28 protein-coding genes are annotated in these 24,656 nt (G+C 51.0%); 5 read left to right on the top strand and 23 right to left on the bottom strand.

Annotated features, from left to right (window positions below; genetic code table 11):
- Positions 1 to 41: 41 nt before the first annotated feature.
- From HUU10_11235 to HUU10_11220, 4 genes are all read right to left on the bottom strand, one after another.
- Complete coding sequence (locus HUU10_11235; GenBank protein NUQ82171.1) at positions 42 to 1,589, bottom strand: hypothetical protein; 1,548 nt, start codon at positions 1,587 to 1,589, stop codon at positions 42 to 44.
- Between the two features lie 18 nt (positions 1,590 to 1,607).
- Positions 1,608 to 2,813 carry an outer membrane protein transport protein gene (locus HUU10_11230; protein ID NUQ82170.1) on the bottom strand — a complete coding sequence of 402 codons (1,206 nt, stop codon included), beginning with the start codon at positions 2,811 to 2,813 and terminating at the stop codon, positions 1,608 to 1,610.
- 117 nt (positions 2,814 to 2,930) lie between these two features.
- A complete protein-coding gene (locus tag HUU10_11225; GenBank protein ID NUQ82169.1) occupies positions 2,931 to 3,506 on the bottom strand; it encodes a PepSY-associated TM helix domain-containing protein in 576 nt (191 codons plus the stop codon).
- On the bottom strand, positions 3,496 to 3,963 hold the full coding sequence (locus HUU10_11220) for a DUF4920 domain-containing protein (protein NUQ82168.1): 468 nt from the start codon (positions 3,961 to 3,963) through the stop codon (positions 3,496 to 3,498). Before HUU10_11220 ends, HUU10_11225 begins: the two co-directional genes overlap by 11 nt.
- Positions 3,964 to 4,254: 291 nt before the next feature.
- Here HUU10_11220 and HUU10_11215 point away from each other — a divergent pair, with 291 nt between their 5' ends.
- The 3 genes from HUU10_11215 to HUU10_11205 all read left to right on the top strand — a co-directional run bounded on the left by HUU10_11215 (position 4,255) and on the right by HUU10_11205 (position 8,957).
- The gene (locus tag HUU10_11215) at positions 4,255 to 5,358 is read left to right on the top strand and encodes a CapA family protein (GenBank protein NUQ82167.1); all 1,104 of its coding nucleotides are present in this window, start codon (positions 4,255 to 4,257) and stop codon (positions 5,356 to 5,358) included.
- Between the two features lie 147 nt (positions 5,359 to 5,505).
- On the top strand, positions 5,506 to 7,971 hold the full coding sequence (locus HUU10_11210; protein NUQ82166.1) for a glycogen/starch/alpha-glucan phosphorylase: 2,466 nt from the start codon (positions 5,506 to 5,508) through the stop codon (positions 7,969 to 7,971).
- A 260-nt stretch (positions 7,972 to 8,231) separates the two neighbouring features.
- Complete coding sequence (locus HUU10_11205) at positions 8,232 to 8,957, top strand: hypothetical protein (GenBank protein ID NUQ82165.1); 726 nt, start codon at positions 8,232 to 8,234, stop codon at positions 8,955 to 8,957.
- Between the two features lie 42 nt (positions 8,958 to 8,999).
- On the opposite strand, the gene HUU10_11200 is transcribed toward HUU10_11205, so the two are convergent.
- Positions 9,000 to 9,365 (bottom strand): helix-turn-helix transcriptional regulator, encoded by a 366-nt coding sequence (locus HUU10_11200; protein ID NUQ82164.1) that lies wholly within the window; start codon positions 9,363 to 9,365, stop codon positions 9,000 to 9,002.
- 131 nt (positions 9,366 to 9,496) lie between these two features.
- Here HUU10_11200 and HUU10_11195 point away from each other — a divergent pair, with 131 nt between their 5' ends.
- Both HUU10_11195 and HUU10_11190 read left to right on the top strand, forming a co-directional pair.
- Complete coding sequence (locus tag HUU10_11195) at positions 9,497 to 10,114, top strand: NAD(P)-binding domain-containing protein (protein NUQ82163.1); 618 nt, start codon at positions 9,497 to 9,499, stop codon at positions 10,112 to 10,114.
- Positions 10,111 to 10,836, top strand: a complete 726-nt coding sequence (locus HUU10_11190) for an SDR family oxidoreductase (protein ID NUQ82162.1) — start codon at positions 10,111 to 10,113, stop codon at positions 10,834 to 10,836. The genes HUU10_11195 and HUU10_11190 overlap by 4 nt, the downstream gene beginning before the upstream one ends.
- Positions 10,837 to 10,869: 33 nt before the next feature.
- On the opposite strand, the gene HUU10_11185 is transcribed toward HUU10_11190, so the two are convergent.
- The 18 genes from HUU10_11185 to HUU10_11100 form a co-directional block, all read right to left on the bottom strand.
- Positions 10,870 to 11,301 (bottom strand): VOC family protein, encoded by a 432-nt coding sequence (locus HUU10_11185; GenBank protein ID NUQ82161.1) that lies wholly within the window; start codon positions 11,299 to 11,301, stop codon positions 10,870 to 10,872.
- Positions 11,302 to 11,361: 60 nt separating this feature from the next.
- Entirely contained in the window at positions 11,362 to 11,736 is a 375-nt protein-coding gene (locus HUU10_11180; protein NUQ82160.1) for a DoxX family protein, read from the bottom strand.
- On the bottom strand, positions 11,733 to 12,704 hold the full coding sequence (locus tag HUU10_11175; protein NUQ82159.1) for an SRPBCC domain-containing protein: 972 nt from the start codon (positions 12,702 to 12,704) through the stop codon (positions 11,733 to 11,735). Before HUU10_11175 ends, HUU10_11180 begins: the two co-directional genes overlap by 4 nt.
- Positions 12,701 to 13,021 (bottom strand): winged helix-turn-helix transcriptional regulator, encoded by a 321-nt coding sequence (locus tag HUU10_11170; GenBank protein NUQ82158.1) that lies wholly within the window; start codon positions 13,019 to 13,021, stop codon positions 12,701 to 12,703. The genes HUU10_11175 and HUU10_11170 overlap by 4 nt, the downstream gene beginning before the upstream one ends.
- 97 nt (positions 13,022 to 13,118) lie before the next feature.
- A complete protein-coding gene (locus tag HUU10_11165) occupies positions 13,119 to 13,775 on the bottom strand; it encodes a DNA alkylation repair protein (protein ID NUQ82157.1) in 657 nt (218 codons plus the stop codon).
- A 10-nt stretch (positions 13,776 to 13,785) separates the two neighbouring features.
- The gene (locus HUU10_11160) at positions 13,786 to 14,715 is read right to left on the bottom strand and encodes an NAD(P)-dependent alcohol dehydrogenase (GenBank protein NUQ82156.1); all 930 of its coding nucleotides are present in this window, start codon (positions 14,713 to 14,715) and stop codon (positions 13,786 to 13,788) included.
- A 114-nt stretch (positions 14,716 to 14,829) separates the two neighbouring features.
- Positions 14,830 to 15,366 carry a hypothetical protein gene (locus tag HUU10_11155; GenBank protein NUQ82155.1) on the bottom strand — a complete coding sequence of 179 codons (537 nt, stop codon included), beginning with the start codon at positions 15,364 to 15,366 and terminating at the stop codon, positions 14,830 to 14,832.
- Positions 15,363 to 16,442, bottom strand: a complete 1,080-nt coding sequence (rsgA, locus tag HUU10_11150) for a ribosome small subunit-dependent GTPase A (protein NUQ82154.1) — start codon at positions 16,440 to 16,442, stop codon at positions 15,363 to 15,365. The genes HUU10_11155 and rsgA overlap by 4 nt, the downstream gene beginning before the upstream one ends.
- A gap of 42 nt (positions 16,443 to 16,484) precedes the next feature.
- Positions 16,485 to 16,955 (bottom strand): hypothetical protein, encoded by a 471-nt coding sequence (locus HUU10_11145; protein ID NUQ82153.1) that lies wholly within the window; start codon positions 16,953 to 16,955, stop codon positions 16,485 to 16,487.
- Between the two features lie 178 nt (positions 16,956 to 17,133).
- Complete coding sequence (locus HUU10_11140; protein NUQ82152.1) at positions 17,134 to 18,177, bottom strand: hypothetical protein; 1,044 nt, start codon at positions 18,175 to 18,177, stop codon at positions 17,134 to 17,136.
- Positions 18,178 to 18,215: 38 nt separating this feature from the next.
- Complete coding sequence (locus HUU10_11135; protein ID NUQ82151.1) at positions 18,216 to 18,578, bottom strand: nuclear transport factor 2 family protein; 363 nt, start codon at positions 18,576 to 18,578, stop codon at positions 18,216 to 18,218.
- Positions 18,575 to 19,249 (bottom strand): class I SAM-dependent methyltransferase, encoded by a 675-nt coding sequence (locus HUU10_11130; protein ID NUQ82150.1) that lies wholly within the window; start codon positions 19,247 to 19,249, stop codon positions 18,575 to 18,577. Before HUU10_11130 ends, HUU10_11135 begins: the two co-directional genes overlap by 4 nt.
- A gap of 3 nt (positions 19,250 to 19,252) precedes the next feature.
- Positions 19,253 to 19,987 (bottom strand): class I SAM-dependent methyltransferase, encoded by a 735-nt coding sequence (locus HUU10_11125; protein ID NUQ82149.1) that lies wholly within the window; start codon positions 19,985 to 19,987, stop codon positions 19,253 to 19,255.
- A gap of 89 nt (positions 19,988 to 20,076) precedes the next feature.
- Positions 20,077 to 20,664, bottom strand: coding sequence for a M23 family metallopeptidase (locus HUU10_11120; GenBank protein NUQ82148.1), 588 nt, complete (start codon positions 20,662 to 20,664; stop codon positions 20,077 to 20,079).
- 53 nt (positions 20,665 to 20,717) lie between these two features.
- Entirely contained in the window at positions 20,718 to 21,335 is a 618-nt protein-coding gene (locus HUU10_11115; GenBank protein ID NUQ82147.1) for a DUF2238 domain-containing protein, read from the bottom strand.
- 75 nt (positions 21,336 to 21,410) lie between these two features.
- Positions 21,411 to 21,908: a hypothetical protein gene (locus HUU10_11110; protein NUQ82146.1), complete on the bottom strand. Its 498-nt coding sequence runs from the start codon at positions 21,906 to 21,908 to the stop codon at positions 21,411 to 21,413.
- A gap of 30 nt (positions 21,909 to 21,938) precedes the next feature.
- The gene (locus tag HUU10_11105) at positions 21,939 to 23,054 is read right to left on the bottom strand and encodes a hypothetical protein (GenBank protein ID NUQ82145.1); all 1,116 of its coding nucleotides are present in this window, start codon (positions 23,052 to 23,054) and stop codon (positions 21,939 to 21,941) included.
- 18 nt (positions 23,055 to 23,072) lie between these two features.
- Positions 23,073 to 24,515, bottom strand: coding sequence for an SDR family oxidoreductase (locus HUU10_11100; protein NUQ82144.1), 1,443 nt, complete (start codon positions 24,513 to 24,515; stop codon positions 23,073 to 23,075).
- Between the last annotated feature and the right edge of the window lie 141 nt (positions 24,516 to 24,656).

Below are 24,656 nucleotides of genomic sequence, written 5' to 3'. Positions count from 1 at the left end.
GGCATAACCGGGGTTTTTTGTGAAACGGATTGGTACAAACCTCAGAACGCACCAACCGCACGAAGCATGTTATCGAGACTGCCTTCAGGCATCACCACATTCAGGTGGGTGTTGGGTGCAGCCTTTCCAAAACGGACGCCTGCCAAACCCTGCAACTGAATTTCCTTAATGGAGGCACCGAACTTGGCGTTGATGGATTGAATAAACATGTTGGCGATCAACCCATGTCCGAGATCGGATGGATGCACACCATCATAGGAGAACAATCCGCCGGTGATGAAAGCAGTGGTAACCGGAATGCCCTGAAAGGCAACCGAAGAACCGGCTGCCGTGGCGTTGGCCACCCGGGTGAATTCTGCATTGACATCCACCACTGCCACGCGCGATGAGCGGGCTGAAGCAGCTGCAATGGATTTGATTTTTCCATTCAGCATGGCCACCGCAGTTGCAGCCTTCACAATTTCATCCTCATCCAGAATCAGATAATTGGGAAGCGGATTCTGGGGATGAAGACCGAAAGCCTGAGTGGTATCCACACCTGCAGGTGCCAGTACAGCGGCATAAAACTGAGCCACGGTCAGGTTCTGTGAATCAGCCAGCCGTTTGATCCAGCCACCGTAAGGCTGACCCAGTTTGCCGAGCTGACTGCTGGCCAGCAAGGTAACCATGTGTTTATAGGCACGCAGTTCAGCCGCTGTGGCGGTTCCAGATCCAACCGCAGTCGATTCGGTACTCTTCTGGAAACGAAGCGATACTCCGGAAGGAAGGCTGGAAGCCAGACCGGGATTAACTGTGGTGAAGAACGGAATTGTGACCACGTTCGGAATGGTGGCAACTGCAACTTTGGGTGCGGAGGACAGATTGAGGACATGATCCAGAATGGCAGCATACTTGGCTTCAAAAACCGTCTCATCGGTGGGGGCAGACGGGCTGGTTCCGCCATTGGTGGCATAACCAAGCACATCGTTATTTCCGAGCCACAGAGTCACAAAGGTGGGCTTCAGGCTGTCAACGGCAGCAGACACACTGGTTCCCTTTGTACCGTTACGCAGAACCACATTGAAATAGGGATTTCCACGCGATCCGCCCACGCCGCCTGGTCCGACCAGTGCATCCGATCCTGTGTTATTGACATTCACATCAAAGTAATCGGTGGCATTACCGAGCGCGGATGTGCCGGGAATTACCGTAATCATTCCGGGAATACCAAGATTGTTGTAATTGGCAGTGGCATAATATCCGGCATTGTTGGGGGCGCCGCCAGCAAGAGGCGCGTAGGTAAATGCAGGAGAGGACCCGACAAAGGAGCCATTCCATTTGATCCGTCCGCCAATTCCATCACCGGCCACGGTCGGGATGGCAAAATTGGTTCCGACCTGGGAAGCGATCAGTTTCGGATAGGCTCTCAGCTGGGCTGCTTCGAACAGTGAGCTGGACTGATAACCGGCTGTGATGCTGTTCCCGATGGAAACGTATTTTGTGAAATTGGCAGAACCCGTGGTTTGTGTCTTTGAATCATCATCAAAGTCGGCGCATCCGGCCGCAAAGGCACCGAGCACCAGAACAGAAAGTAGTTTAATTGTTTTCATAACTGATTGGGCTCCCGATTAAAAATTAATACTGACGCTGGCACCAAAAAGGGTGGCGTAGGTCTGATAAGTTCCGTTGAAATTGAACTCGTTATCATTGACTTCCTTCTTATCCCAGAAAAGGAACAGAGTGTAGGCGTCAACCGATACATTTTCGAACAACCGGTATCCGGCACCCAGCGTATAACCAGTCCGCCCGGCATCGGGAAGCGATGGTTCAGAATACTTGGTTTCAACCGGATCTTCGTCACGTAAAAAGCCACCACGAAGGTCCAGGGTTTCCCATAGGGTGTATTGGGCACCAAAGCGGTAGGTGGAGGTGTTTTTCCAGTTACGCGGAGAAGAGCTGAGAACCCGGTTCTGGTCGGTGTTTTCAATTTCCAGTTTTTCATAAGCCGACCAGCCGTTGTAGTTGTAATCGGCGGTCAGAATCAATTCGGGCAAGGCCTGGACAGCCACCCCGATGTTCAGGGTCTGAGGCAAAGGAAGGACCACTTTACCTTTTCCTTCGTTGGCGCTGGCAGCAGGGGTTTTTTCTCCGGAGATTTCAATGTCCCCGGTCATTTCCAGCTCAGTTCCGGCCCGGTAACTGACACCGATCGATAACAGGTCAAGTGGTTTGTAAAGGGCAGAAACACCCCAGTGAAGGCCCGATCCGGTTCCTTCCAGACCGACATCACCTGCCAGACCGGCAGATTCTGCTTTGCGCTCCAGAGTGGCCTTGGCCGTTGACCATGCAAAACTGCCGGCCACCGACAGGTTTTCCATCACCTGATACGAGACCACGCCGGCAAAATGAATGTTTTCCAGGTGGATTTCCCGGCTGAGATTATCTCCGGGCCAGCCGGCTTCCCATTCGGTACCAAGACCGTATGGTGCATAGACACCCGCTCCGAACGTCAGGCCATATTCCCATTCCATGGTGAAAAAGACTTGAGGAACAACAAAGAACAATTCCTTCTGCTTGTGAAGTGTATTGGACACATCAACTGCCTGAAACTGACTGGCAGGGGATACGAAAGTGGATCCGATCAGAATATTGATTCCCTTCTGAAAGGAAATACCTGCCGGATTGAAATAAATGGCTGAAGGGTCGTTTGCCAGACCGGTAAATGCGCCGGCAAGGGCAGATGGTTTGGCTCCCTGTTCGGGAATCATGAATCCTCCGGCCATGGCGCCGAATGGCAGAGTCATGGCCAGCAGGAGTGCGGCTGTCTTTTTCACAAGTAACCTCCGGTTTGTGAGTAGTTGTCGATTGCGATCTGCGATTTTAGGTGGTTGCCGGGGTAATGTCAATAGTTTCAGGACATCCCGCTGACAGAAAATGAAAAGAATGACTTATTAATTATAATAAATCCATGCAATCACCAGCGGAACCAGAATACCCAACAGGGTCAGCCAGGCACCCCGACCCCTGATTCCCTTAGGTCCCTTGATCATGAAAAGACCCGATATGGCCAGAAAAATCAGAACCAGCGCAAACAGGTCTGCAATCCACGTCCAGATTTCCTTGGCGTGATTCAGGTGAAGAAAATTGAAGAAGTGAAGTAAGAAACGCGGCTGCTCCAGTTCGGCCTGCCAGTTGCCGGTGGTCAGATTGATGTCGATGGTATAATGCCGCAAAAACAGTCTGAATTCCTGGGGTGAAGGGCGGTAGGTGTTTTTAAGTGGACTGTCGAACCCGGTTTCCTTAAGAATAATGGATGCCAGTGAATCATCCTGCGTGACGGTCAGCAGGGACGGATCCAGTCGGCCCTGCTGAACATCCTGATAGTAGTTCGGATTCCAGTCGGAAACGTGGTTCACCGCAATCCCGGAAACCGAATAAATGATTGTAAGCCCGACAGCCAGATAACCCAGATCGCGGTGAAGAATCCGGTTCCACTTCCGCCAGGCAAATCCTCCCTCAGCGGACAACGGCACCCAATCCCTTCAGCTGATAAATCACCGTATCCTGAACTGCGGCCGGGTCAAAGGGTTTTCCATATTCTTCGGCCTGATGTTTGGCTCTTTCGAGTGCCTGTTCTTTCGTCAGTTTAATCTCGGTAAGCTCACCTTCGACGACGGCTTCCTGACCCTTGGCACTGACCGGGAACACAATTTCCCCATCCTCAACTTTGACCCGAAGCTTGGTGTAGGGTTTGTCTCCGGATATTTCCATCCAGCAGCCACGTTTGCTGCAGACATCCACGATGATTCCTTTGACCTGAACCACTTTCCCGACATAGGCTTTGGGATTGGCCAGAATCGCAGAAACCAGGGTGGGCTCCTTCAGGGTCAGTTTCGATCCGTAGGTCTTTCCCGATTGGGAAAAGGCGGTGGCCGGAATCAACAGAAATGCAAAAAGCAGGGTAAGTAAAGGGCGTGGTCTCATGGTTTTTCCTGTTACTGAGTTTTTTGGATGTCAAATGTAATACTTGGTGTCAATAATTTCCGCTTAAAAAGGAAAAAGATGACGGACAATTGGCTCAAAATACCCATCGGCTGATTGAGCAGGCCCATCAGAAAACCGCAGTCAGTGGTTCAGTCAGGCAAAAATCTGACCCTGCCCGTGTTTCGTTTGTATTTTGTCCGGGGCAGAAAGGCCTGCGATCTTTGACCATTTAACGGGAAGAATGAGATTTTATTTGTGCAGATATACAACTTCAGGCTGATGTTATATAGAATGAAAGCGGCTTCCTTAGTCCTTCCTGGGTTCCTTTTTTTCTGGTTCACAGATGCTGCATCACCACCGGTACCCGCCGAATCGGTACCCGCGGTTCCCGATACCCTGCACCTGGTGCTTGCCGGCGACCTGATGGTTCATGACGAACAGTTAAAGTCTGCCAGACAGACTGATGGAACCTGGCGTTTTGATCCGGTTTTTACAGAAATTGCTCCCTTGCTTGCCGGAAAAACCGCCTGGGCCAATCTTGAAACGGTGTTGTGGGAAACCCCTGCGGTTTTCCATGGCTATCCCAGATTCCGTACACCGGTTGCGTTTGCCGAAGCGGTTCACCGCGCCGGTTTCTCTGGTGTGTGGACCTCCAACAACCACAGCCTCGACTGGGGAGTAAAGGGAATCAGAGAAACCCGACGCCTCCTGGCCCAGACCAGCCTTACCCAGCAGGGTGTCCGGGCCGATACGTCCGAGGCGCAGGGCTTTCGCCTGTTTCAGTTCGGTCAGGGCCTGCTGGCCACTGCTGCCTATACCTATGGCATCAACGGAACCATTCCCGACTCAGTGGCCTGGATGATTCCGGTTATTGACACCGTCTCCATCCGGAAGGATCTCGCCGTTTTACAGACAGAACGTCCCCCGGATGTGCCCGTGTTTACCGTCGTGGCCCTGCATTGGGGAACGGAATACGACAGTTTACCCTCTCAATCCCAGATCAGGATTGCAGAACATCTGATCCGGTCAGGAGTCGATGTGGTGGCTGGTCACCATCCGCATGTCATTCAGCCCGCCAGGTGGGTGAAGAGGGAATCCGGGGATTCCGGATTGGTCTTATTCAGTCTGGGAAACCTGATTTCTGCACAGCGAACGTTCCCGAGAGCGATCGGCGGATTGGCGGATATTCAGATCCTGAACCACCACGGCCGGTTTACAATGGCCGGATTCCGGTTTTGGCCAACCTGGGTCGACTCCCGTGGTCCGGTACCCTGGCTTATCCGGCGGGCCGATCTGTCTGCAATTTCGGCTGAACCCTCTCCAAACCGCCGGAAATCACTCATTCTGGCACGAAAACACGTGGCTGGCATTCTCGGGGATGCCAATGTCCGTTGATCAGCATTAGGCAATAAAAGAATTGGAAGCGCTTTTTTTCTTTTTTCTTTTTGCCTTTCCTCCTATTTTTACGGTTTGCCTTCACCTGTTCAGGAGATAGTCATGGCAGCAAAGACTGCAACGCCAAAGAAAACCAAACTGACTACCATGAATAACGAATTACTCGATAATTCGACGGATAGTCTTAAAAAGTCCATTATCGATCATCTGGAGTTCAGTCTGGGAAAAGATGAATTCCGGGCGACTCAGCTGGATAAGCTGAAAGCGCTGGCCATGGCCACCCGTGACCGGCTGATTGAACGCTGGCTGGTCACACAGCGGACCTATCATAAAAAAGATGCCAAACGGGTTTATTATCTGTCCCTGGAATTCCTCATCGGCCGGACTCTCGGCAATGCCCTGCTGAATCTGGGTCTGTATGACGAGGTGAATAAAGCCTGTAAGGAACTGGGTTATTCTCTGGCCGATCTGGAAGAAGCCGAAGTGGATGCCGGACTGGGTAACGGGGGTCTCGGCCGTCTGGCTGCCTGTTTTCTCGATTCCATGGCGACCCTTCAGCTTCCCGCCTACGGATATGGAATCCGGTATGAATACGGCATTTTCTATCAGAAAATAAAGGACGGCTTTCAGGCCGAACAACCTGACAACTGGCTGCGTTATGGGAATCCCTGGGAGTTTGAACATCCCGAAGATTTATATCCGGTCCACTTCTATGGTCGTGTTGACACCATTCACGAACCCAACGGACACATTCATTACACCTGGGCCGACACTGAGGAAGTGGTGGCCGTGGCCTATGATATTCTGATTCCCGGTTATAAGAATGACACCGTGAACAACCTGCGTCTCTGGTCAGCCAAATCTTCCCGTGAATTCCTGTTCGATGAATTCAACGCCGGAGACTATGAAAAGGCTGTTGCACACAAAAACAATTCCGAAGTGATTTCGAAGGTTCTGTACCCGAACGATCAGCGCTACACCGGTAAGGAATTGCGGTTAAAACAGCAATACTTCTTTGTCTGTGCCACCATTCAGGATGCCGTTCGCCGGTATAAAAACGACCATCCGAATGATCATTTTAAGGCCTTCACCAAAAAGGTCTTCTTCCAGCTGAATGATACCCATCCTTCCATTGCCATTCCCGAACTGATGCGTGTGCTGATGGATGAAAATGGTATTTCATGGGAAGATGCCTGGGAAATCACCATCAACAGCTTTGGCTACACCAACCACACCGTTCTGCCCGAAGCCCTCGAGAAATGGTCGGTTCACCTGATTGAACATGTGTTGCCGCGCCATATGCAGATCATTTATGAGATCAACCGTCGGTTTGTCGAGTTTGTGAAGGCAAACTATCCGAATGATGTTTACCGCTTACGGCGCATGTCCATCATTGAGGAAGCTCAGGAGAAAATGGTCCGGATGAGCCACCTGGCCATTGTCGGAAGTAAAAAGGTGAATGGAGTGGCTGCCCTTCATACCAAAATTCTCAAGAATGAAGTCTTCCGTGATTTCTATGAACTCTGGCCCGAAAAGTTTAACAACAAAACCAACGGGATCACCTATCGCCGGTTCCTGCTGCGCTGCAACCCCGAACTGACCGCGCTGGTCGATAAGAAAATCGGGACGGATTGGCATTTCACCCTCGACAAGCTGAAAGCCCTGTCTGCCTTTGCCAAGGATGAAGCGTTCCAGAAAGCCTGGCTGAAAAACAAACTCGAAGCCAAAGTCAGGTTTGCTGCCTACATTAAGAGCCGGTTCGGTTTCGATGCCAATCCGGAATCGATGTTTGATTTTCAGGTGAAACGGATTCATGAGTACAAACGCCAGCTCATGAACATCATGCACGTGATCGCCCTCTATAACCGGATCAAGAAAAACCCATCTCAGAAAATGGTTCCCCGGACTGTTTTCTTTGGTGGCAAAGCCGCTCCCGGTTATTTCATGGCCAAACTGATCATCAAACTGATCAATTCAGTGGCCGATGTGGTCAACAACGATCCCGATGTAAAGGGTCGCCTGAAAGTCTTCTTCCTGCCGAACTATTCGGTTTCCCTGATGGAAAAAATTCTGCCTGCTTCCGAACTGTCCGAGCAGATTTCCACCGCCGGAATGGAAGCGTCCGGTACCGGTAACATGAAGTTTGCCCTCAATGGGGCCCTGACCATCGGAACCCTTGACGGGGCCAATATTGAGATCATGGAAGAAGTCGGCAAGAAAAACATCTTCATTTTCGGACATACCGATGCCGAAATTGCAGAGATTAAGAAGGCAGGCTATAACCCCATGACCTACTATCAGGCCAATGCCGAACTGCGTGGAGTGGTCGATTCCATTGCCCACGGTGTCTTCTCACCCGAGCAGGCTGACCTGTTCATGCCGGTGGTTTCTTATCTGCTGTATGAAGGAGACCGTTTCTTCCTCATGGCCGATTTCGAAGATTACATCCGTTGCCAGGATCAGGTGGATAAAGCCTATTCCAATCCGGCAAAATGGGCCGAAATGTCCATCCTCAATGTGGCCAACATGGCCAAGTTCTCGAGTGACCGGACCATTCGTGAATACGCAGAGGAAATCTGGGATGTGAAACCGGTGAATATCGACCTGAAGTAACATTCCTGACACTGATCATCCGTAAGGGTCATCCGGTTAACCGGGTGACCCTTTTTTTTATCGGACCGGCACCAAACCGGAGGGTATCGCTTCATCCTTTCACTTTTTCCCGCTATCCTTACACTAATCATCAGAACAGATTAAACCTATCGTAAACACCATCAATAAGATAGAAGATTGGCATGCCGTTTGGATTGCAGAAAGGGAACGGCATTAATGCCGGAAACAATTAAAAAAAGATGCAGAAAAGGAGATAACGGATGAAATGGTGGCCATTAACCTTACTGATTGCTTTCCTGACGGGCGTGACAGGAACCGGTTGCAACAAGGAAGACGATGAACTGACGGGTTTGGAAGAAGAGGCGGCCGAAGCAGTGGCAGGAGCGTTGGGTGGTGAAAAATCCACGCAGGGGATTTCGGGGCAAAGCCAGGATGTCGTGGAATTGACCCGTGGTGCCGCGGCTGGTTTTTCGAAATCGGCCGGATTTGACACAACCGTTTACCGTCAGGGCAATCTGACAGGCGGATATGTGTGGGATTATACCTTCCACTTTTCCTGGGAGTACGGCGCCCGGTTTACAGTAAACTTTACCTATGACATGAAGGGGACCTATGACACCCCGCGGCTGTCTTCCTCTGACAGCTCGGATGCCTCCTGGACGGTGACCGGGCTGCTGCCGGCCGACACCAGTCTGGTAATCAATGGAACCTATGAGAGAAACGGTTCCCAGGCTTCGAAAATCGGACAGAAACGATCTTTTACCTCGAAAGTCGTCATTGGCCTTAAAGACATGACCGTTGGCAAAGTATCGAAAAGAATCACAGGCGGAACCGCCGATTGCACGGTGTCAGGCAGTTCATCTGACGGAAAGTCTTTCAGTTATGTGGGGTCGGTTCTTTTTCATGGCAACCAGAAGGCCACACTGACCCTGAATGGAAGTACGTATGAGCTCAATCTGACAACCGGGAACGCGGCGCTCAAATAGTCCGGCCTGAAGGTATTTCTCTCCTGAATGACCAGCCACCGGTTAACGTGGCTGGTTGCTTTCGGGATGTCCGACACCAAATTCCTCCATCAGTTCCATTCCATACTCCCTGATCTGCTGAATCATCAGAATGGCCCGTTTACCCCGATCGGTCAGTGAATATTCGACTTTGGGCGGCACCACAGGAAACACCTCGCGCCGGATAAATCCTTCCTGTTCCAATGCACGCAACTGACTGGTGAGCATTTTATGGGTGATGTGCGGAATGACCTTCTTTAACTCACTGTATCGCCGGATCCGGTCCTTCAAACGCCAAAGAATCGGCATTTTCCATGTACCTCCGATCCGGTCCATGGCAAACTCGACCGGATTGTAATACAGCTTGTTGTTATACATGAATTCGGGCATGGGTGACTCCTGTCGCGGGTGATACTTTCCTATAAGTGTGTATCGTATTTCATGGGAAGTATATTGAGCAAAATACCACAAACGGGGATCTTTGTCACCATACAGTTTACAGGTAAAAGGAGTATCAGATTATGATGATTGCAGTGATCGGATCGGGAAATGTGGGAGGTGCACTTGCCACTAAATGGGCCGGAAAAGGTCATCAGGTGATTCTTGGTGTGCGCGATATGAACACATTCAAGGGCAAGCATCTGCTTGCAGTTCCCGGAATCACGGCTGCGCCGGTTGCTGAGGCTGTCCGGCAATCGGAGGTGATCCTGATTTCCACACCAGCCACGCAGACCCTCCCGGTGGTCAGAAGCCTTGGTGATACCACCGGAAAAGTCATCATTGATGCCATGAACACGGTAATGGGAAAAGGGGCCGAAGGGTTTGCCAATACAACCGAGGCCATTCTTGCGAACACCCAAACCCGCGATGTGGTGAAGTGTTTCAATACGACCGGATTCAACAACATGGTCAATCCGGTGTATCAGTGCGTTGCCATTGATCTGTTTGTGGCCGGTGACAGTGCGCGGGGACGAGACACGGCCATTCAGCTGGCAAAAGACGCCGGGTTTGCCGACTGCTACTCCATTGGTGGCAATGACAAATTCACTTTGATGGAACAGTTTGCGTGGTTCTGGATCAACCTGGCCATGTTTCAGGGACAGGGTCGTGAAATTGCCTTTAAGCTGCTGAAGCGATGAAAACGGCGGTTGTAACGGGCGCCTCCAAAGGACTCGGTCTGGAATGGTGCCGTCAATTGGCTGCCATGAATTACCGGGTGATTCTCACTGCGCGTGATGCTGAAAAAGCCAGTCAGGCAGCAGCAAAAATCGAAGCACGAGAGGTCCATCCCTATCCGCTTGAGGTGACACGGGAAGATCAGATTGCCGGAATGGCGGGTTGGATCGGTCAGCAGTTCGGACAGGTGGATCTGCTGGTGAACAATGCCGGAATCAATCCGAAGGATTATCCTGATCAATCGAGAATGGCCAAGGCCTTTTATCTGAAGGATCTGGATCCGGAAGAAATGATGGAGGTCTTCAGGGTAAACAGTCTGGCTCCGCTGCTGATGACCAAACATCTGCGGCCTTTGCTGAATAAAAGTGACCGGCCGGTCGTTCTGAGCATATCCAGCTGGCTGGGATCGGTTTCAAGCCTGTCCTTCGGTGGCCATTATGGGTATGTGGGAAGTAAAAACCTGCTGAATGTACTGAACCGGTCCATGGCTTTTGAGCTCCGGGAAGAGGGCATCATTTGTGTGACGGTTAATCCTGGATGGGTTCAGACCGACATGGGCGGTTCACGGGCCCGATTCACCACCAGCCAGTCGGTTTCAAACCTGATCACGCAGGTCGTTGACCGGCTAACCCTTGCCGATTCGGGTCGGTTCATCAATTATGACGGGACCGACCACCCGTGGTGAACCCTTGTCACATGGAATAAGAAATCCCGGTTGTTATTTGGTGGTCTCACCACCCATTTGGGTAAAGACGTGATCGACGGGCTCCCATAATTCGATCTTGTTTCCCTCGGGATCCAAAATGTGGACAAACTTACCATAATCGTAAACAGCCACTTCGTCGAGAATGGTCACCCCGGCAGACTTCAGTTTCTCCAGCAAACCGGTCAGATTCTGTACGCGGTAATTGATCATGAAAGGCTTGACTGAGGGGGAAAAGTAAGTGGTATCCGAGGGGAACGGACTCCACTGCAGATAGTTGATTTCATCGGGACTGTTGGCGTTTCTGAATTCAAAACTGGATCCGTAATCGTTAACCGCCAGTCCCAGCTGCTTTCCATACCATTCCCGCAATTCAGCCGGTTTTTCAGAGAAAAAGAAGACTCCCCCGATTCCGGTGACTTTTGGTGTATCTGATGATTGTCCCATGCCAACCTCCCGTTCTGTCTGATTTGTTTGTTCGGAAAGTCGGCAGGAACCCGTGGGAAATCAACCCACCGGCTTGCTGGCTCTGAGCTGGCTCTGCCAGTAAGACAAAGTGAAAAGGCCAAAAACCGGAATCATCATCAACATTCCAGTATCCCATCCGAACACCATCAGGTTGGAATAAACGGCACCGATGAGATCAAACGCCAGTCCGGCATAGGCCCATTCTTTGACCCGATTCAGAAATGGCATCAGGATGGCCAGACAGCCCAGCAATTTGGCAACGCCAATGAACGGTATGAAATAGACAGGGTATCCCAGTTTCGTGATAAAGTCGACGGCCTCGGGAACCATCATCACATCAGGAATGGCTGAAAAGGCCATGAATCCGGCAAAAAGCCCGGTGGAAACCCAGTAAAGTGTCGGTCGGTAGGTCATTGGTTCTCCTTTGTCTGATGGTTCACCATCCAGTTGATTCCGAACCGGTCGGTCAGACTTCCGAAATAGGCACCCCAGAACATGTCCTGAATCGGCATGGAAATGGACCCACCTTCGGCAAGTGCGTGGAAAATCCGGTTGGCTTCTTCACGTGAATCGGGTTCCAGATTGATGTGCATGTTGTTTCCCGGGGTAACGGTAAATCCCATTTCCTTCGGTGCATCGGTTCCCATCAGTACATGCCCGCCCAGCAGCGGCAGTTCCACATGAAGAACCAGGTTTTTGACCTTATCAGACATGGGAGGCTGTCCGGGATCGGCGGGAATATCCCCAAACCGTTGAATACCGTGGATAAATGCGGTACCGAATACCGATTGATAGAACCGGAATGCTTCCTCGGTGTTTCCGGGGAAGTTGACGTAGGTAGAGACTCTGGGTGAGACAGTTGTCTTCTTTTGCCGGCGTAGATAAAACTGGGCAGCAATGTACTCGTCCAGGTTTTCCATCCCCATGGTAAAACCTTCTTTAAAGCCCATCTGAATGATGGTTTCCAGGTCGGCCAGCGACTGAAATTGCAAATGCATGGTGACCATGGTCGAATCGGGGCCGGTTGAAGCAAACTCATTGTTCCAGTCGACCCTCGGCTTGGTCTGGTTAATGGCTCCGGTTTCATCACAGAAGGCATCGTAACCGCTGTAGCGTTTTTGCTGCTCGATGGATTCATAGTTAAATAAACACCAATGACGGTCCCCTTCAGGTCCGATCATGCAATACAGCCACTGCCCGCCCACAGAAAAGTTCATTGATCGGGTTTCAGCCCGGTATGGTTTGGGGGCCCACCAGCGGTCCAGCAGGTCGGCTTCGGTCCATGCTGACCATACCAGATCAAGCGGAGCATTAAATGATCGTTCCACCCGGATCCGGTTTGAAGGTTTGTCGGTGATGAAGTTAAATACAGCCTGACTCATACTGGTTTCTCTTTCAGTTGGATTAATACATCGTCGAGTTGATTAAATCGCTGACCAAGCAGGTGCCGGAACTGACTCAGCCACTGATCCAGTTCCGCAAGCCGGTCCGGATTCAGTTGATAGTGAATCTCGCGACCCTGCTGAACGGGAGACACCACCTGGCACTCCGTCATAATCTGAAGGTGCTTCGAAACAGCCTGCCGGCTGACCGCAAAGTGATCAGCAATGCCCCCGGCCGTCATGGTATTGACAGCCAGCAGCATCAGGATCGCACGGCGGGTCGGATCGGCAATGGCCTGAAACGGATCTCGGCGCATGGAACTCCTTGTTCAGCTCAACCAAAGACAAAGATATATGCAACCATTCGGTTGCGCAACTAATCAGTAGATTGAACCGGTTGCTGTGAAATTGGGGTCAGTCCGGGAGAAGGTAGTTTCTGACGTCCCGTCCGATCCACCGGGAGGTGGGGTCGTTGCTGGCGAGCAGATCACCGGCCAGTTGGATGATGGAGGGAACCAGAGCAGATCGTTTACGGCCGGTTTGTCGCAATGCCCAGGAAATGGCCTTTTTCACGAAATTCCGGGGATCGGTTGCATAAGTCCGGCAGTAGGGAAGCGAGCGGATAAATCCGTCATCCGGTGCTTTAAGATCCTTGACGGCCAGAACGGCAATCATGACAAAACCGGCACGGCGGATAAACTCCCGGTCGTCTTCCATCCAGGAAAATGGCACCAGCCAGCGGTCAGGAGAGGTGGCAAAGGCATTCAGGCAGACCTGATCACAAACATCCCAGCTGTCGAAGCAGGTGACCCAATCCTGCATCAGTTCCTGGGTCATGCGTTTCGGCTCGGCCATCATGGATGCCAGAATTCTGGCCTCATGGTAACCAGACTGATACAACTCCAGTGCTGCCTCGTGATTCCGCTTATTGGAACGGGCCAGTTCCCTCAGGCGCGGAATGGAAATACCGAGTGTCCCTGCCGGATTGATGCCAAAACGGGCCATTCCCTCCCGGTTCACCGGGTTGGTTTCAGAAATGAGAATGCTGAGTAGTTCTCTGGCCGTTTGCATGCAGACCGGCTTACATCCGGATCACCACTTTGCCGGCAGCATGTCCGTGACGGATCCGTTCAAAACCTTCTGCTGTTTTTTCAAGGGGAAGGATGGTATCGATGACTGGTTTCAGGTGACCGGATCCAGCAAGATTGGAGAGAAAATCCAGATCTTCTGCATTGGGTTTGGCCATATGAGGCCTGATAGCCCGGGAACCGAAGGACCAGAGCCATCCGAACAGAAGGGATCGGAAAATCTGTGAATAGGAACCACCGATCACCACGCAGGTACCGCCTGGTTTCAGGTGACGGTAATAGGTCCGGAGGGGGTGATTGCCATTCACAGCCAGAATCACATCATAACGGGTTTTGGTGGTCGTCCAGTCGGTGGTGGAGTAATCAAACACCTTGCTTGCACCCAGATCTGAAACGGTCTGAACGTGACGGGTGCTGCAGACCGCTGAAACGATGGCTCCGGAATGCCGCGCAATCTGAATGGCCAGCGTCCCGACGCCACCCGAGGCACCGACGATCAGTACCGAGCTTCCGGGCTCAAGGTGTGCCTTGTCGCGAAGGGCCTGCAGGGCGGTGACGCCCGCAAGCGGCAGGCAGGCGGCCTGTTCGGGTGGTAGAGTGGATGGACGGAAGGATACCAGAGATTCAGAAACAGCCACCAGATTGCCCAGGCCGCCAAATCCTGCTCCCGAAAGGTCTGCCATCACCGCATCCCCCTCTTTAAACCGTGTACAGCCGGGACCCACGCCAATGACCAGGCCCGTGACATCAGCACCGAAAATCCCATGTTTTGGGATGGAACCCAGTTGCATGGTTCGGTAGTCGGCTGCATTCAGGGAGACAGCTTCAACCCGTATCAGGAGTTGGTTGTCTGCAGGGACGGGATCGGGCAGGGTTTTGAGGGAGAAGGTTTTATCTGATTTCTGATAAACGATGGCCTGCATCGGTAAGCATCTTTCAATATTTATTAAACATTAATATGTACAGACCTTCCGTCCGATGAAAGCAGGAGAGGTCACACAGGTCTGACTTCGTGATCTCACCCACAAGGTAGCCGGTCAGCCTGGACCAGAGAGCTTTTTTTTCAGTAAAGGGGCGGTCATGATTTCAAAGGACCGCCGGGCGCCCGGTGTCAGGGTGTCGGTGTACCTGTCTTCAAAGACAGGACCCAGTTCGGAAATCAGTTCCGGATAGTGTTTTGCCATCTTCAGGATCAGTTTCAGGGCATTCAGCCGCACCGAAGGCTGTTTATCGATTTCCTCCCAGACAGTCAGGCAGAAATCAAAAACACGGCCTTCCAGCTTGTCCGGAATGGTCAACCGCTGCATAACCATCAGCCATTCCCTGATCAGGTTATCAGGCAGGGAGGGCAGGCGTTTGATCATGGAGGAAAGGTGGGGAATCACGCGTGGGTCATCGGGTTCCATGGCATCCCACAGCACCCAGGCCGCGCGCCAGGAGAGATGTCCCTGGTCACCAGAGGCCAATCGGATCAGAACCGGCATGGAATCCGGCGTCCGGCGGACCCACCGGACCATTTCTGGTTTCCTTCGTGTGGTCAGGATTTCTGAGAGTTTTTCCTCGATCGTTTTCATGACCGGCGTTTGGGAGATTCCTTATAAAAATTCTTAACCAGTTTGCCAATGATCTTTTCCTTGCGTTTACGGTCGGCGGCAGAGGTTTCATAATACCGACGCTCCCGGTCCAGCTTCAGATAATGATCGTAAATGTCCCGTTCCAGTTCACCCGTGCCGACTGCACCGATAACTGCACATCCCGATTCGTGGGTATGAGTACAATCTGAGAACCGGCAACCGGAGGCCAGACGGCTGATCTGGTCGAAGGTGATTGCCAGTCCGCCTCCATCGGCCAATCCGAGTTCCCTCATGCCGGGCGTGTCGATCAGTAACGCCCCGGAAGGAAGGCGGATCAGTTCACGGTGACTGGTGGTGTGTCTGCCCTTTCCGGTGATCTCACTGATCGTTTGGGTTTCAAGCCGCTTCTCTCCGGTAAGAGTATTGATCAGCGTGGATTTTCCCACACCCGAGGAACCCAGACACGCATACGTTTTGTGGGGTTCCAGCAGATGAAGCAGATCGGGTAGTCCTTCCCCTGTTTCATTGCTGATGGCCACCACGTTCAACCCCGGAAACCGCCGTGTTACCGAGGTAAGCATGGACTGAAGATCAGCGGGAGAGACCAGGTCGGTTTTTGTTAGAATCATGACGGCGGGAACCGGTGCGTCGTTGCAGATGGTCAGATATCGTTCCAGCCGGTTCAGATTAAAATCCCGGTCAGCCGCCTGAACCAGAAGTGCCAGATCCAGATTGGCAACCAATGGCTGCGCTTCAGACTCCCGTCCTGGATCCCTGCGCTTCAGAAGCGACCGTCTGGGTAAAACCGAATGAATCAGCGCCAGATCCGGATCGGGAATCCGGATGGCCACCCAGTCACCAACCACGGGGAAATCTTCCCTGCTGTTGGCCGAGAAGCGCAGATTTCCGGTCAATTCGGCTTCTTTTTCGCCCTCTCCGCATACGATGATAAACCGGTCGCGGTGAACGGCCACCACGCGTCCGGGGAAGAGACCATCCTGAGGGTGCTGACTGAACCAGGCTTCTTGTTCCGGACCAAATCCATATCCGGACAGATCAGGGGAAAGGGATTGCATGTGATTTTGACTGAATTGGTGACAGAAAATCCGATGACCTGCTCAGGGAGCAACCATCATGGCCATGGGAAGAACAAAAAGCAGAAGGAGTATGTAAAAACCGATGACCACGATGGAAAGGATTCCCAAAAAGCGGAACAGTGTTTTCAGATGGCTGAATCCTTCGGTGAACCGGTCCTGCAGGTTCATTTCCACAGCCTCACGAATGGATGCAGAAAACAGATATAACTGATGAACAGGCACAAAATACAGCGCCGCGAAAACCAGATAGATCAGACCAAACAACGAGGTCGGAAGAGCCGATCCGGTTCCGGGGATCAGGGATCCGAGAAACATCATCACGAGTGCGGCACAAATCATAATACCAAGTCCGATATAGCCAAGGATCGCCAGAAATTTTCCCCATTTTGAAGTCTCCACCAGGAAGCCCCTGATGGCGGAGTCTGCAAAAAGAACCGGTTCGGGCGGCGTAACGGATTCCTGTGCGGAGATGGGTTCAAGTGAGTCTGTCATAAGGTGTTCCTTAAAATGAAGATTGTGGAAATAAAGGAACTGAATATCGGAAAAAGGAATGAAATCTGAAGTCGGGTTGAAGGAAAAATAAGACCGGGTGTCTGGGAAACCTGTTCAGGAATTTGTGACAGATCAACGGACCCGGTGAGCATGGAAGGGGAAGGAAACCCTGAATAATTCAGGCTGCAAAGTAAAACAGACTGAAAAGGAAGACCAGCGGAAAAACAATCCGGGCATACCGGTTGATCCGTTCGACCAGCACGAGGGAGGATGCATCTCTTTTGCGGTCAAGATAATAGCTCCAGAGGGATACGGTCATGGAAACAGCAATTAGGAAATAACACGTATAGAAGACCTTGTCCACATAGATGATATATCCGATCTGAGGAAGGTCGCTGTTCACGGCCAGCTGAAAGGCAATGGCGCTCAGAAGCGAGGTAACCGTCAATCCGGCAGCAATGTCAATTTTCTCGGCCGGGATGAAGAAAAGCAGATAGACAAGAAACAGAATAATAGCCAGCGGAATAATCAGTTTGGCGATATACGGAACAAAGGATCGTTCGATCAGAATGGTGATTTTCATCCGGCTGTATTCAGAAGCAGGAGGAAATTCAGGATCACCGAAATCGGTATTGTAAATGCCGTTGTTGGTGGAAAAACGGGTTCCCTTAATCTTAAAATTCACCGACTCATTTCTAAGCATATCGGATGAAAGTCCAAAAAAGCCGGGCATCTGACCCGATTTGAGAAAAGAAACGGTATCGGTGATAAAACGAAATCCGGGAACCGGTATCAGGACATTTTCCATCATGATATTAAATTCCTGATTGTCGAAGGGATACCGGGTATAGTCAGGATCAAAATAGAAACTACCCTGATGGTAGCCTGAATAGTAAAAGTGGTTGGGGGACAATTCCTTGATTTCCTGAATCTCGGTGAGAATGCCACCCACTTTCGCCTGATGGGCATTGATGTATTCGAGGTTTACAATGTCTTCATTGGACCAGCCGGTGACCAGACTGTCATTGGTGAATTTCATCCACCAGTAAAACTCGGCGTAGAATTTACCATCGGCGAAATCGGGAACGATTTTTTTCAGGTGAAGCCCGTAAACGGTTTCAATGACGGGTTCCGGTTCAGAAGCATGACCGATCGGAGCAACCATCAGCATGCTGAGCAGAGGTAAAAAGAGTCTGATTCCGGACAGAAAACGAAACATCATGGACTGAATATACGCTATCAGTTGGCAGAGCAACAAAATCAGAACAGACCGTGCTGATTGGGTGACTCTTTTACAAGTTCCTGCGACGCTTCCCAGGCTTCGGCGATCAGGCCATCCTGAAAACGAAAAATGTGGATCACCGAATAGATTGAATCACCAAAAACCACTTTTCCATGAACCGTGGTCAGGGCTCCATCTTCCAAAGCACGCAACACGTCATACGACTTATCCGGGAATTGCCGGGCATGATCGGCCATGGCCTGCCGGAAGGATTGCTGATCGCCGGAAAAATAGGGATTGTGATGAATAAATTGCGGATGAATAAAAGATTGAAACGCTTCATCCACTTTTCCTGCCGAGGCAAGGGTGAGAAAGGCAACCGATTTTTCTTTAATTGTCATGGCATCTGTGAGGCTGGTTTTCTGGTCAGTAAAATCTGATGAGTCTCGGTGCCAGATCCCGGTCGCTCCCAATGAAGGGACTGTAAATCAGGTTTTTCGAATCCGGCTTCCAGCATCCAATCTGAAATAACTTCAGCCTGATAGTAATAAAAGTACACACGGTCACCCCGTTTGTTGCTCTGAAATCCGGAACGCTCCGGGTTTCCTTCCACCAGACTCAGGTAGAACAGTCCATCAGGCAGAAGCAGGTCAAAGCTGTCCCTGATCAGACGTTTTCCATCCTCCGGCGATAAATAAGGCAAACAAAAACCCCCCATCACGCCATGAAACCGTTCCTGCAGCGTGCCGATGTGCCGGATATCCATAACCTGGAACCGGGCACCGGGCACGCGTTGGCTGGCAAGGGAAACCATCGCCGGGGCATAGTCAGTCCCCAGAACCGACAGATCGGGACGCATTTTTAACAAATAGCCGGCAATGGTTCCCGGACCGCATCCGACATCAAGAATGCGGGCTCCCGGAACCTGAATCTGCCCGAGGAACCGGTCATACCCGGGTTGGTAGATGGTGAGCGACCCAATGCGGGTTTCATAGTCCGCCGCTACCCGGTTCCAGGTAGAAGCCGTTTCGTTATCTTCCGGACGGTGAAAATGAGGTGTTGGCTCCGTCATCGGTCACTCCCGGTTCTGCATGACAAAAAAACCATAGCTGTAAAAGGCCTGATATCTGATGAACAATTCCCGTTCCTGTTGGTCCTCGCCTGCGACTGCCTGTGCCGCCTCAGAATGATGATGCCGGTTTAAAAATCCGGGGATTCTGTCTCTCGTTGGAAGGTAATACTCTTCCATCCAGCAGGAAGGAGGCAGAATGAAATGGGCTGCCGGCGTATAACCAGCCTGCTCAATTTCTCTGACCTTGTCCGAAACCGTCTTCATTTGTTGGTAAGATGCTGACCAGAATCGGTCGATTTCATGTGGACGCGAACCGGTGGTCCAGCAGATGTCGCTGACGGCCAGCCAGCCATCCGGTTTCAGAAATGGTTTCCAGGCTGCTAACCCCTCCCGGAAACCCATCTGATAAATGGCTCCCTCCGACCAGATCAGATCAAAAGTGCCCGGCTGAAACGGCAGCTGGTCCATGGAAGCTTCAACGGGAGAAACCCGATGAGAAAAACCAGCCTGTGTCATCCTGCCAGACAAGTGCTGAAGCAGAACAGCCGATAAATCAATGGCTGCAATGGTTCCCGTTGTTTCACCGGCAAGAACCAACGTGGAAGCCCCGGTACCGCAACCGATATCGGCTATTTGCGGAGTGGGTCTGGTGGCCACATCGGTAAACTGCAGCGCCAGCCGTGTGTGAAAATCACTGCCCGGACCCTGACGGTGCCCGTTTTTGTGCAGATCAATCAAAAGGTCCAGAGGGTTCATATGAAGGCTGATTGGCAAGCTTGAAAAAATATTGAATTACCGACTGCCATGGAGGGTTTAGTTAAAGGACTTCAGTTGCAAATAGCACCGGCCCTGTACGGCATGGCTTCAAACACATGCCCGTGATGCAAGCCGACGGGTCTGGGTTCGGTGTTCAGAAAATCGAACGGAATGGTCTGATCGGACCGTTCGGAAAAAGACTGTGTCACATCAAAATGAAGGTGCGGATACCGGCTCTGCCCCGAATTTCCGCTGAGTCCGATGGTATCACCCGGCTGAACCCACTCGTTAATGGAAACCAGCACACCCTTTTGCGTGAGATGAACGTACCGGGCAAAGGTGGAATCGGCATGACGGATGATGATCACATTCTCATGACCAATGGCGTGGTCGTTATCAGAAAAGGAAGCATTGGTATGTACCACCTGTCCGGCTCTGGAAGCGGTAATCACCGACCCAACAGGCATGATAAAGTCGACAGAATACCTGAAACTGCCATGGTGAGAAAAGTCGGAATTAAATCCCTGTGAACAGTAATACGCCCGGCCTACAGGGAAGGGGAGAACAAATCCGGCCTCAGGAATGGGTGCAAGATCAGGGTCCTCCGTCCAGTTGTCGCAGGAAAAGGACAGAAGCGATAAGAAAAGAATCCGGATCATTCGCATTTGATCAGTTCTTGTTTTGGTTAACAGGTTACCCATTTCTGGATGGATCAGCCAACTGGTTTTGTTTCTGTCAATTTTTCAATCTGCCGGTTCTGAATCCGGGAAAACAAAACGAGCATGCAGATGGCACCAATGGTTGCATACAGCATGTCCGATTGGGTATCCCACACGTAGCCCTGAGTTCCGAGAAACGCCTCGGCCGATTCCCCCGACAGTTCCGCGACCATCCACTCGATAAATTCATACACCGCACTGATACTCAGACAAACCGTCACCACGAGCACCGGCATCCATTTTTTACTTTGTATCACCGCATGCCGGATGAACAATTCCCGCACGATCATGGCCGGAACAAATCCCTGTGCAAAATGACCCACCTTGTCGTAATTATTCCGGCTCTGGTGAAACGTATCTCTGATCCAATCGAACAAAGGCACCTCGGCGTAGGTGTAATGCCCGCCGACAAACAGAATGTAGCAATGGATCAGAATAAACCCATAGGTCAGGTCGGTGAAGCGGAATTGCCGGTATGTGGCCAGCAAAATCACCAGACCGATCACGGCAGGGACAATCTCGAGAAACCAGGTGAAATAGTCGTGAGGCTGAATGCCCGACCAGATCAGTCCGGCCAGAAACAGAACGAGGAGGAAAAGGTGTTTGTTCATTGGGGTCTCAATTTCTCAGAAAAAACAATTTGAAAAGGTAGGTAATCACTTCATTGTAAAAAAACAAAAAGGATTTCAATTTTGGGCGCCTGATTGTTTCCCGCCTTTTTTAATGGCAGTCTCCAAAGCCTTCATAAACTTTGTTTTTAACGGAGAATGGGTGTTTGCATTCATGATCCTCCTTTTGATTTGATGCAAATCGAATCCATCGTAAATCGGGCTTTCAACCATCCCAAGAATAATCCTGATAGTGGATTCAGAAACATGTGAATCGATCAGTCTGATTAATTCTTCAGGATACAGAGCCAGCAGCTGTAGAAACATTTCTCCGGAATGTTCTGTAAACTCGACATTTTTTCTACATGATGGATCCAAAGTATACAGAAAACTCACAAGGGCCTGATCGGTAAGATTGGCAAGTGAGTCCCCAGGAAATGTCCAGCAGGCGGCGTTGCATAAACAAGAATGTTTCAGTGAATCAGTCGGCGTTTTTACCGGCTGACCGATTCCTCCGATTGGAATTAAAACCAAAAGGATCCACATATATCTTATGAGGAAGGAGAATGTTATCATTGACATGTTCCTTTCTTGAATGAACTAGCCTCATACCATATTGTTTATCTTTGGACGACTTCTCAGCACCTCATATTCCAGCACCAGCGCAAGATAATACGCCTCACAATCGAACCGGATCTGAAAAAGCGGCCAATGGGCAAACCGGTTTAACAGAAAATGCGTGGTTCCTTTCAGCATCGGCGCAATGAAAAATCCGAGGGTTTTCATGTCGGCTTTCAGGGTGTCCATCGTCCAGGAAACGTCAGGAACTCCTGCCCCCATCCTGAGAAGCGAAGTGCTTAGTAAAATCCGCTTTAAACCCGAAGCGGTGCTTGCTGAGAGGTCCTGCAATCGCCGGATGATCAGGTCGCCCGGCAGATATTGTTCCGCATCGGGTAGTTCGGCGTACAACCGTGCAATGTGATAATACATCACCACCGGATCGGGATAGGTGTAACTGATGTGAAAAGGTCGCTGCTCAATGTCACCATTCTGGATGGCCAGCCGGATATATGCGAACGAATCCAGATCCTGCTCATTGAATTCAAACCGGTTTCGGATGACAAAACACAGAATATTGGTCAGGACACACAGATCAAACTCAACTGGCATTTTTCCCGATCCGAACCAGACGCTGTAAGCCTTCAGATTCTGATAGACGGGAAGGCTGGATTGAATACATTTCCGTTTCTGGTTGGAAAATTCAATCAACTGTTCTCTGATCTGCTCAACATCATTGGAATTTAACTGCCCAACCCGCTGCAAAACCAGACTGAGCATGCACGTATCATCGGCATCATCGGCCAGTTCGAAATGCTTCAGTTTTGAAAGAAAAAATCCGTTGGGATAATGCGCTGGCGGATTCCGCTGATAAAAGTTATACAGCGAAGGATGACGGGTACTCCGGAAACGGGGAAAAAGAGTGGTCACACGGCCGGTCAGTTTTAAAATCCGCTGCTGTTGCGGTCCGGTCAGATGGGGCAATAAATCGAGAAGAGTCAGTGCAATCAGGGCGGAAAAATAAATATTGGAATCATGCCGTTGATAACCCAGCAAGCCATTGGACCGGATGGTTGGAAACAACCCGGCGGGATAGTATCGGTTTGAGTCGGTTACCTGCCGGCTCTCAATGTCGGCGAGCAGTGAATCGATGACGGAATTCATGGATGGCAGGTCAGGCTCTCACGTCTTTTTGACTTCTCTGATATCCGGATTGGAGATCGCGTCTATCATTCCCTGAAAAATAAAATGATGGAAGGGCAATACCGAATACCAGTACAACCGTCCTGCAAGTCCCAGGGGTCTGAATGTAGCGGTTTGGATCAGCTGGTTTGCTTCCAGCCTGAACTCCAGCCAGGCCTCGCCGGGTAATTTCATTTCTGCAAACAGCAGCAAACGCCCTTCCTCCCGGTTTGCATAGAGCACCCGCCAGAAATCGAGCGTATCACCGGGAGAGATGCTGTCCCGGTTGGTCCGCCCGCGTCGCAACCCGACACCACCAATCAGTTTATCGAGAAATCCGCGGATTTCCCACAAAAAATCGCCGTAATACCAACCGGTTTCTCCGCCAATGGACCAGATTCTGGCCAGGCTGACCGATCTGTCCTGAATGGATGCTACCCGGCGGTCGGTAAAACACCCATGGGTGGGAACCTGAATGAAATCAGAAATCCGGATCTTCAGGTTGCTGCTGATGCTTGAATCTTTCCAGCTGGACTCAATTTCATTGTTCTCGATTTTGGTAAACGCCCGCTTCAGCGCTTCCCGGTAACCGATTGGCTTCATATCCAGAATGGAATTGATCCGGGTGTCCCGGCAAACCACTTCGACCGACATGCTGTCCACCAGATTTCTGGCCAGATTAAACGAGGTGGACGTCACAAAATACAACCAGTAAGAAGAGAGCCTCGGTGAAAGTACCGGGACGGTCCAGATGTGTCGTTTTAATTGTCTGGAATCGGCATATCCCAGCAACATGTCCCGGTAAGTGAGTATGTCGGTTCCTCCGATATCAAACACCTGATCGAACGTGTTTTCATTCATCAGGGAACCGGTGAGAATGCTGATCACATCTGCAATGGCGATTGGCTGGCAGCGGGTATTCAGCCATTTCGGTGCAATCATCACAGGCAATACCTCCACCAGATCCCGGATGATTTCGAAGGAGGCACTGCCGGACCCGATGATAATGCCCGCACGGAAGGCAGTGAAATGATAAGGACCCCTGGCCAGTTCCTGTTCGACGGTTAAACGGGATCCAAGGTGGTCAGATAAAGTCTCCTCATTTGCAATTCCACCCAGATACATCACATGCTTTACAGAGGTACGGGCCAGGGCATCCCTGAAATGAATGGCCGATTGCTGCTCGGTCTGACGGTAATCAGTGCTGGCCGACATGGAATGTACCAGATAGTACGCGGCATCGATGTCTTTTGGCAGACCATCCAGAGCTCCGGCAGTGGACAGGTCGGCTTCGTAGAGCGTGATAAACGGTTGAAGGGAAGCTGGCGGAGAAAACCGTGCCCGGTCCCTGACGCAGCAAATGACGTGATGTCCGTTCCTGATCAGGGCAGAAAGCAGTCGTTTTCCAATGTATCCGGTGGCGCCGGTGAGCAGAATGGTCATGAAAACCTCACGGTAAAAAATTACAAAAGGACAGGATCGGAATCATTCTGTATTCCGTTTATAGTCTGACCACATGGTTGAGAATAAACACTCATGGTCAGCCGTGTGGTTTCATCAATGAGACCAGAAATACCATGTTGC

Source organism: Bacteroidota bacterium (assembly GCA_013360915.1).
Classification (GTDB): domain Bacteria; phylum Bacteroidota; class JABWAT01; order JABWAT01; family JABWAT01; genus JABWAT01.
Note: the sequence above shows the minus strand (reverse complement) of the source record. Positions and strands in the feature narration are given on the sequence as shown.

Bases quoted from the DNA above. Each gene is read 5' to 3' on its own strand.
- HUU10_11105 (NUQ82145.1), bottom strand. From the start codon at position 23,054: ATGAATTCCGTCATCGATTCACTGCTCGCCGACATTGAGAGCCGGCAG.
- HUU10_11185 (NUQ82161.1), bottom strand. From the start codon at position 11,301: ATGGGACAATCATCAGATACACCAAAAGTCACCGGAATCGGGGGAGTC.
- HUU10_11145 (NUQ82153.1), bottom strand. From the start codon at position 16,955: ATGACAGACTCACTTGAACCCATCTCCGCACAGGAATCCGTTACGCCG.
- rsgA (NUQ82154.1), bottom strand. From the start codon at position 16,442: ATGCAATCCCTTTCCCCTGATCTGTCCGGATATGGATTTGGTCCGGAA.
- HUU10_11135 (NUQ82151.1), bottom strand. From the start codon at position 18,578: ATGACAATTAAAGAAAAATCGGTTGCCTTTCTCACCCTTGCCTCGGCA.
- HUU10_11160 (NUQ82156.1), bottom strand. From the start codon at position 14,715: ATGCAGGCCATCGTTTATCAGAAATCAGATAAAACCTTCTCCCTCAAA.
- HUU10_11170 (NUQ82158.1), bottom strand. From the start codon at position 13,021: ATGCGCCGAGATCCGTTTCAGGCCATTGCCGATCCGACCCGCCGTGCG.
- HUU10_11210 (NUQ82166.1), top strand. From the start codon at position 5,506: ATGAATAACGAATTACTCGATAATTCGACGGATAGTCTTAAAAAGTCC.
- HUU10_11140 (NUQ82152.1), bottom strand. From the start codon at position 18,177: ATGATGTTTCGTTTTCTGTCCGGAATCAGACTCTTTTTACCTCTGCTC.
- HUU10_11115 (NUQ82147.1), bottom strand. From the start codon at position 21,335: ATGAACAAACACCTTTTCCTCCTCGTTCTGTTTCTGGCCGGACTGATC.
- HUU10_11190 (NUQ82162.1), top strand. From the start codon at position 10,111: ATGAAAACGGCGGTTGTAACGGGCGCCTCCAAAGGACTCGGTCTGGAA.
- HUU10_11175 (NUQ82159.1), bottom strand. From the start codon at position 12,704: ATGAGTCAGGCTGTATTTAACTTCATCACCGACAAACCTTCAAACCGG.
- HUU10_11130 (NUQ82150.1), bottom strand. From the start codon at position 19,249: ATGACGGAGCCAACACCTCATTTTCACCGTCCGGAAGATAACGAAACG.
- HUU10_11215 (NUQ82167.1), top strand. From the start codon at position 4,255: ATGAAAGCGGCTTCCTTAGTCCTTCCTGGGTTCCTTTTTTTCTGGTTC.
- HUU10_11205 (NUQ82165.1), top strand. From the start codon at position 8,232: ATGAAATGGTGGCCATTAACCTTACTGATTGCTTTCCTGACGGGCGTG.
- HUU10_11120 (NUQ82148.1), bottom strand. From the start codon at position 20,664: ATGATCCGGATTCTTTTCTTATCGCTTCTGTCCTTTTCCTGCGACAAC.
- HUU10_11100 (NUQ82144.1), bottom strand. From the start codon at position 24,515: ATGACCATTCTGCTCACCGGCGCCACCGGATACATTGGAAAACGACTG.
- HUU10_11165 (NUQ82157.1), bottom strand. From the start codon at position 13,775: ATGCAAACGGCCAGAGAACTACTCAGCATTCTCATTTCTGAAACCAAC.
- HUU10_11110 (NUQ82146.1), bottom strand. From the start codon at position 21,908: ATGATAACATTCTCCTTCCTCATAAGATATATGTGGATCCTTTTGGTT.
- HUU10_11195 (NUQ82163.1), top strand. From the start codon at position 9,497: ATGATGATTGCAGTGATCGGATCGGGAAATGTGGGAGGTGCACTTGCC.
- HUU10_11235 (NUQ82171.1), bottom strand. From the start codon at position 1,589: ATGAAAACAATTAAACTACTTTCTGTTCTGGTGCTCGGTGCCTTTGCG.
- HUU10_11220 (NUQ82168.1), bottom strand. From the start codon at position 3,963: ATGAGACCACGCCCTTTACTTACCCTGCTTTTTGCATTTCTGTTGATT.
- HUU10_11200 (NUQ82164.1), bottom strand. From the start codon at position 9,365: ATGCCCGAATTCATGTATAACAACAAGCTGTATTACAATCCGGTCGAG.
- HUU10_11180 (NUQ82160.1), bottom strand. From the start codon at position 11,736: ATGACCTACCGACCGACACTTTACTGGGTTTCCACCGGGCTTTTTGCC.
- HUU10_11155 (NUQ82155.1), bottom strand. From the start codon at position 15,366: ATGAAAACGATCGAGGAAAAACTCTCAGAAATCCTGACCACACGAAGG.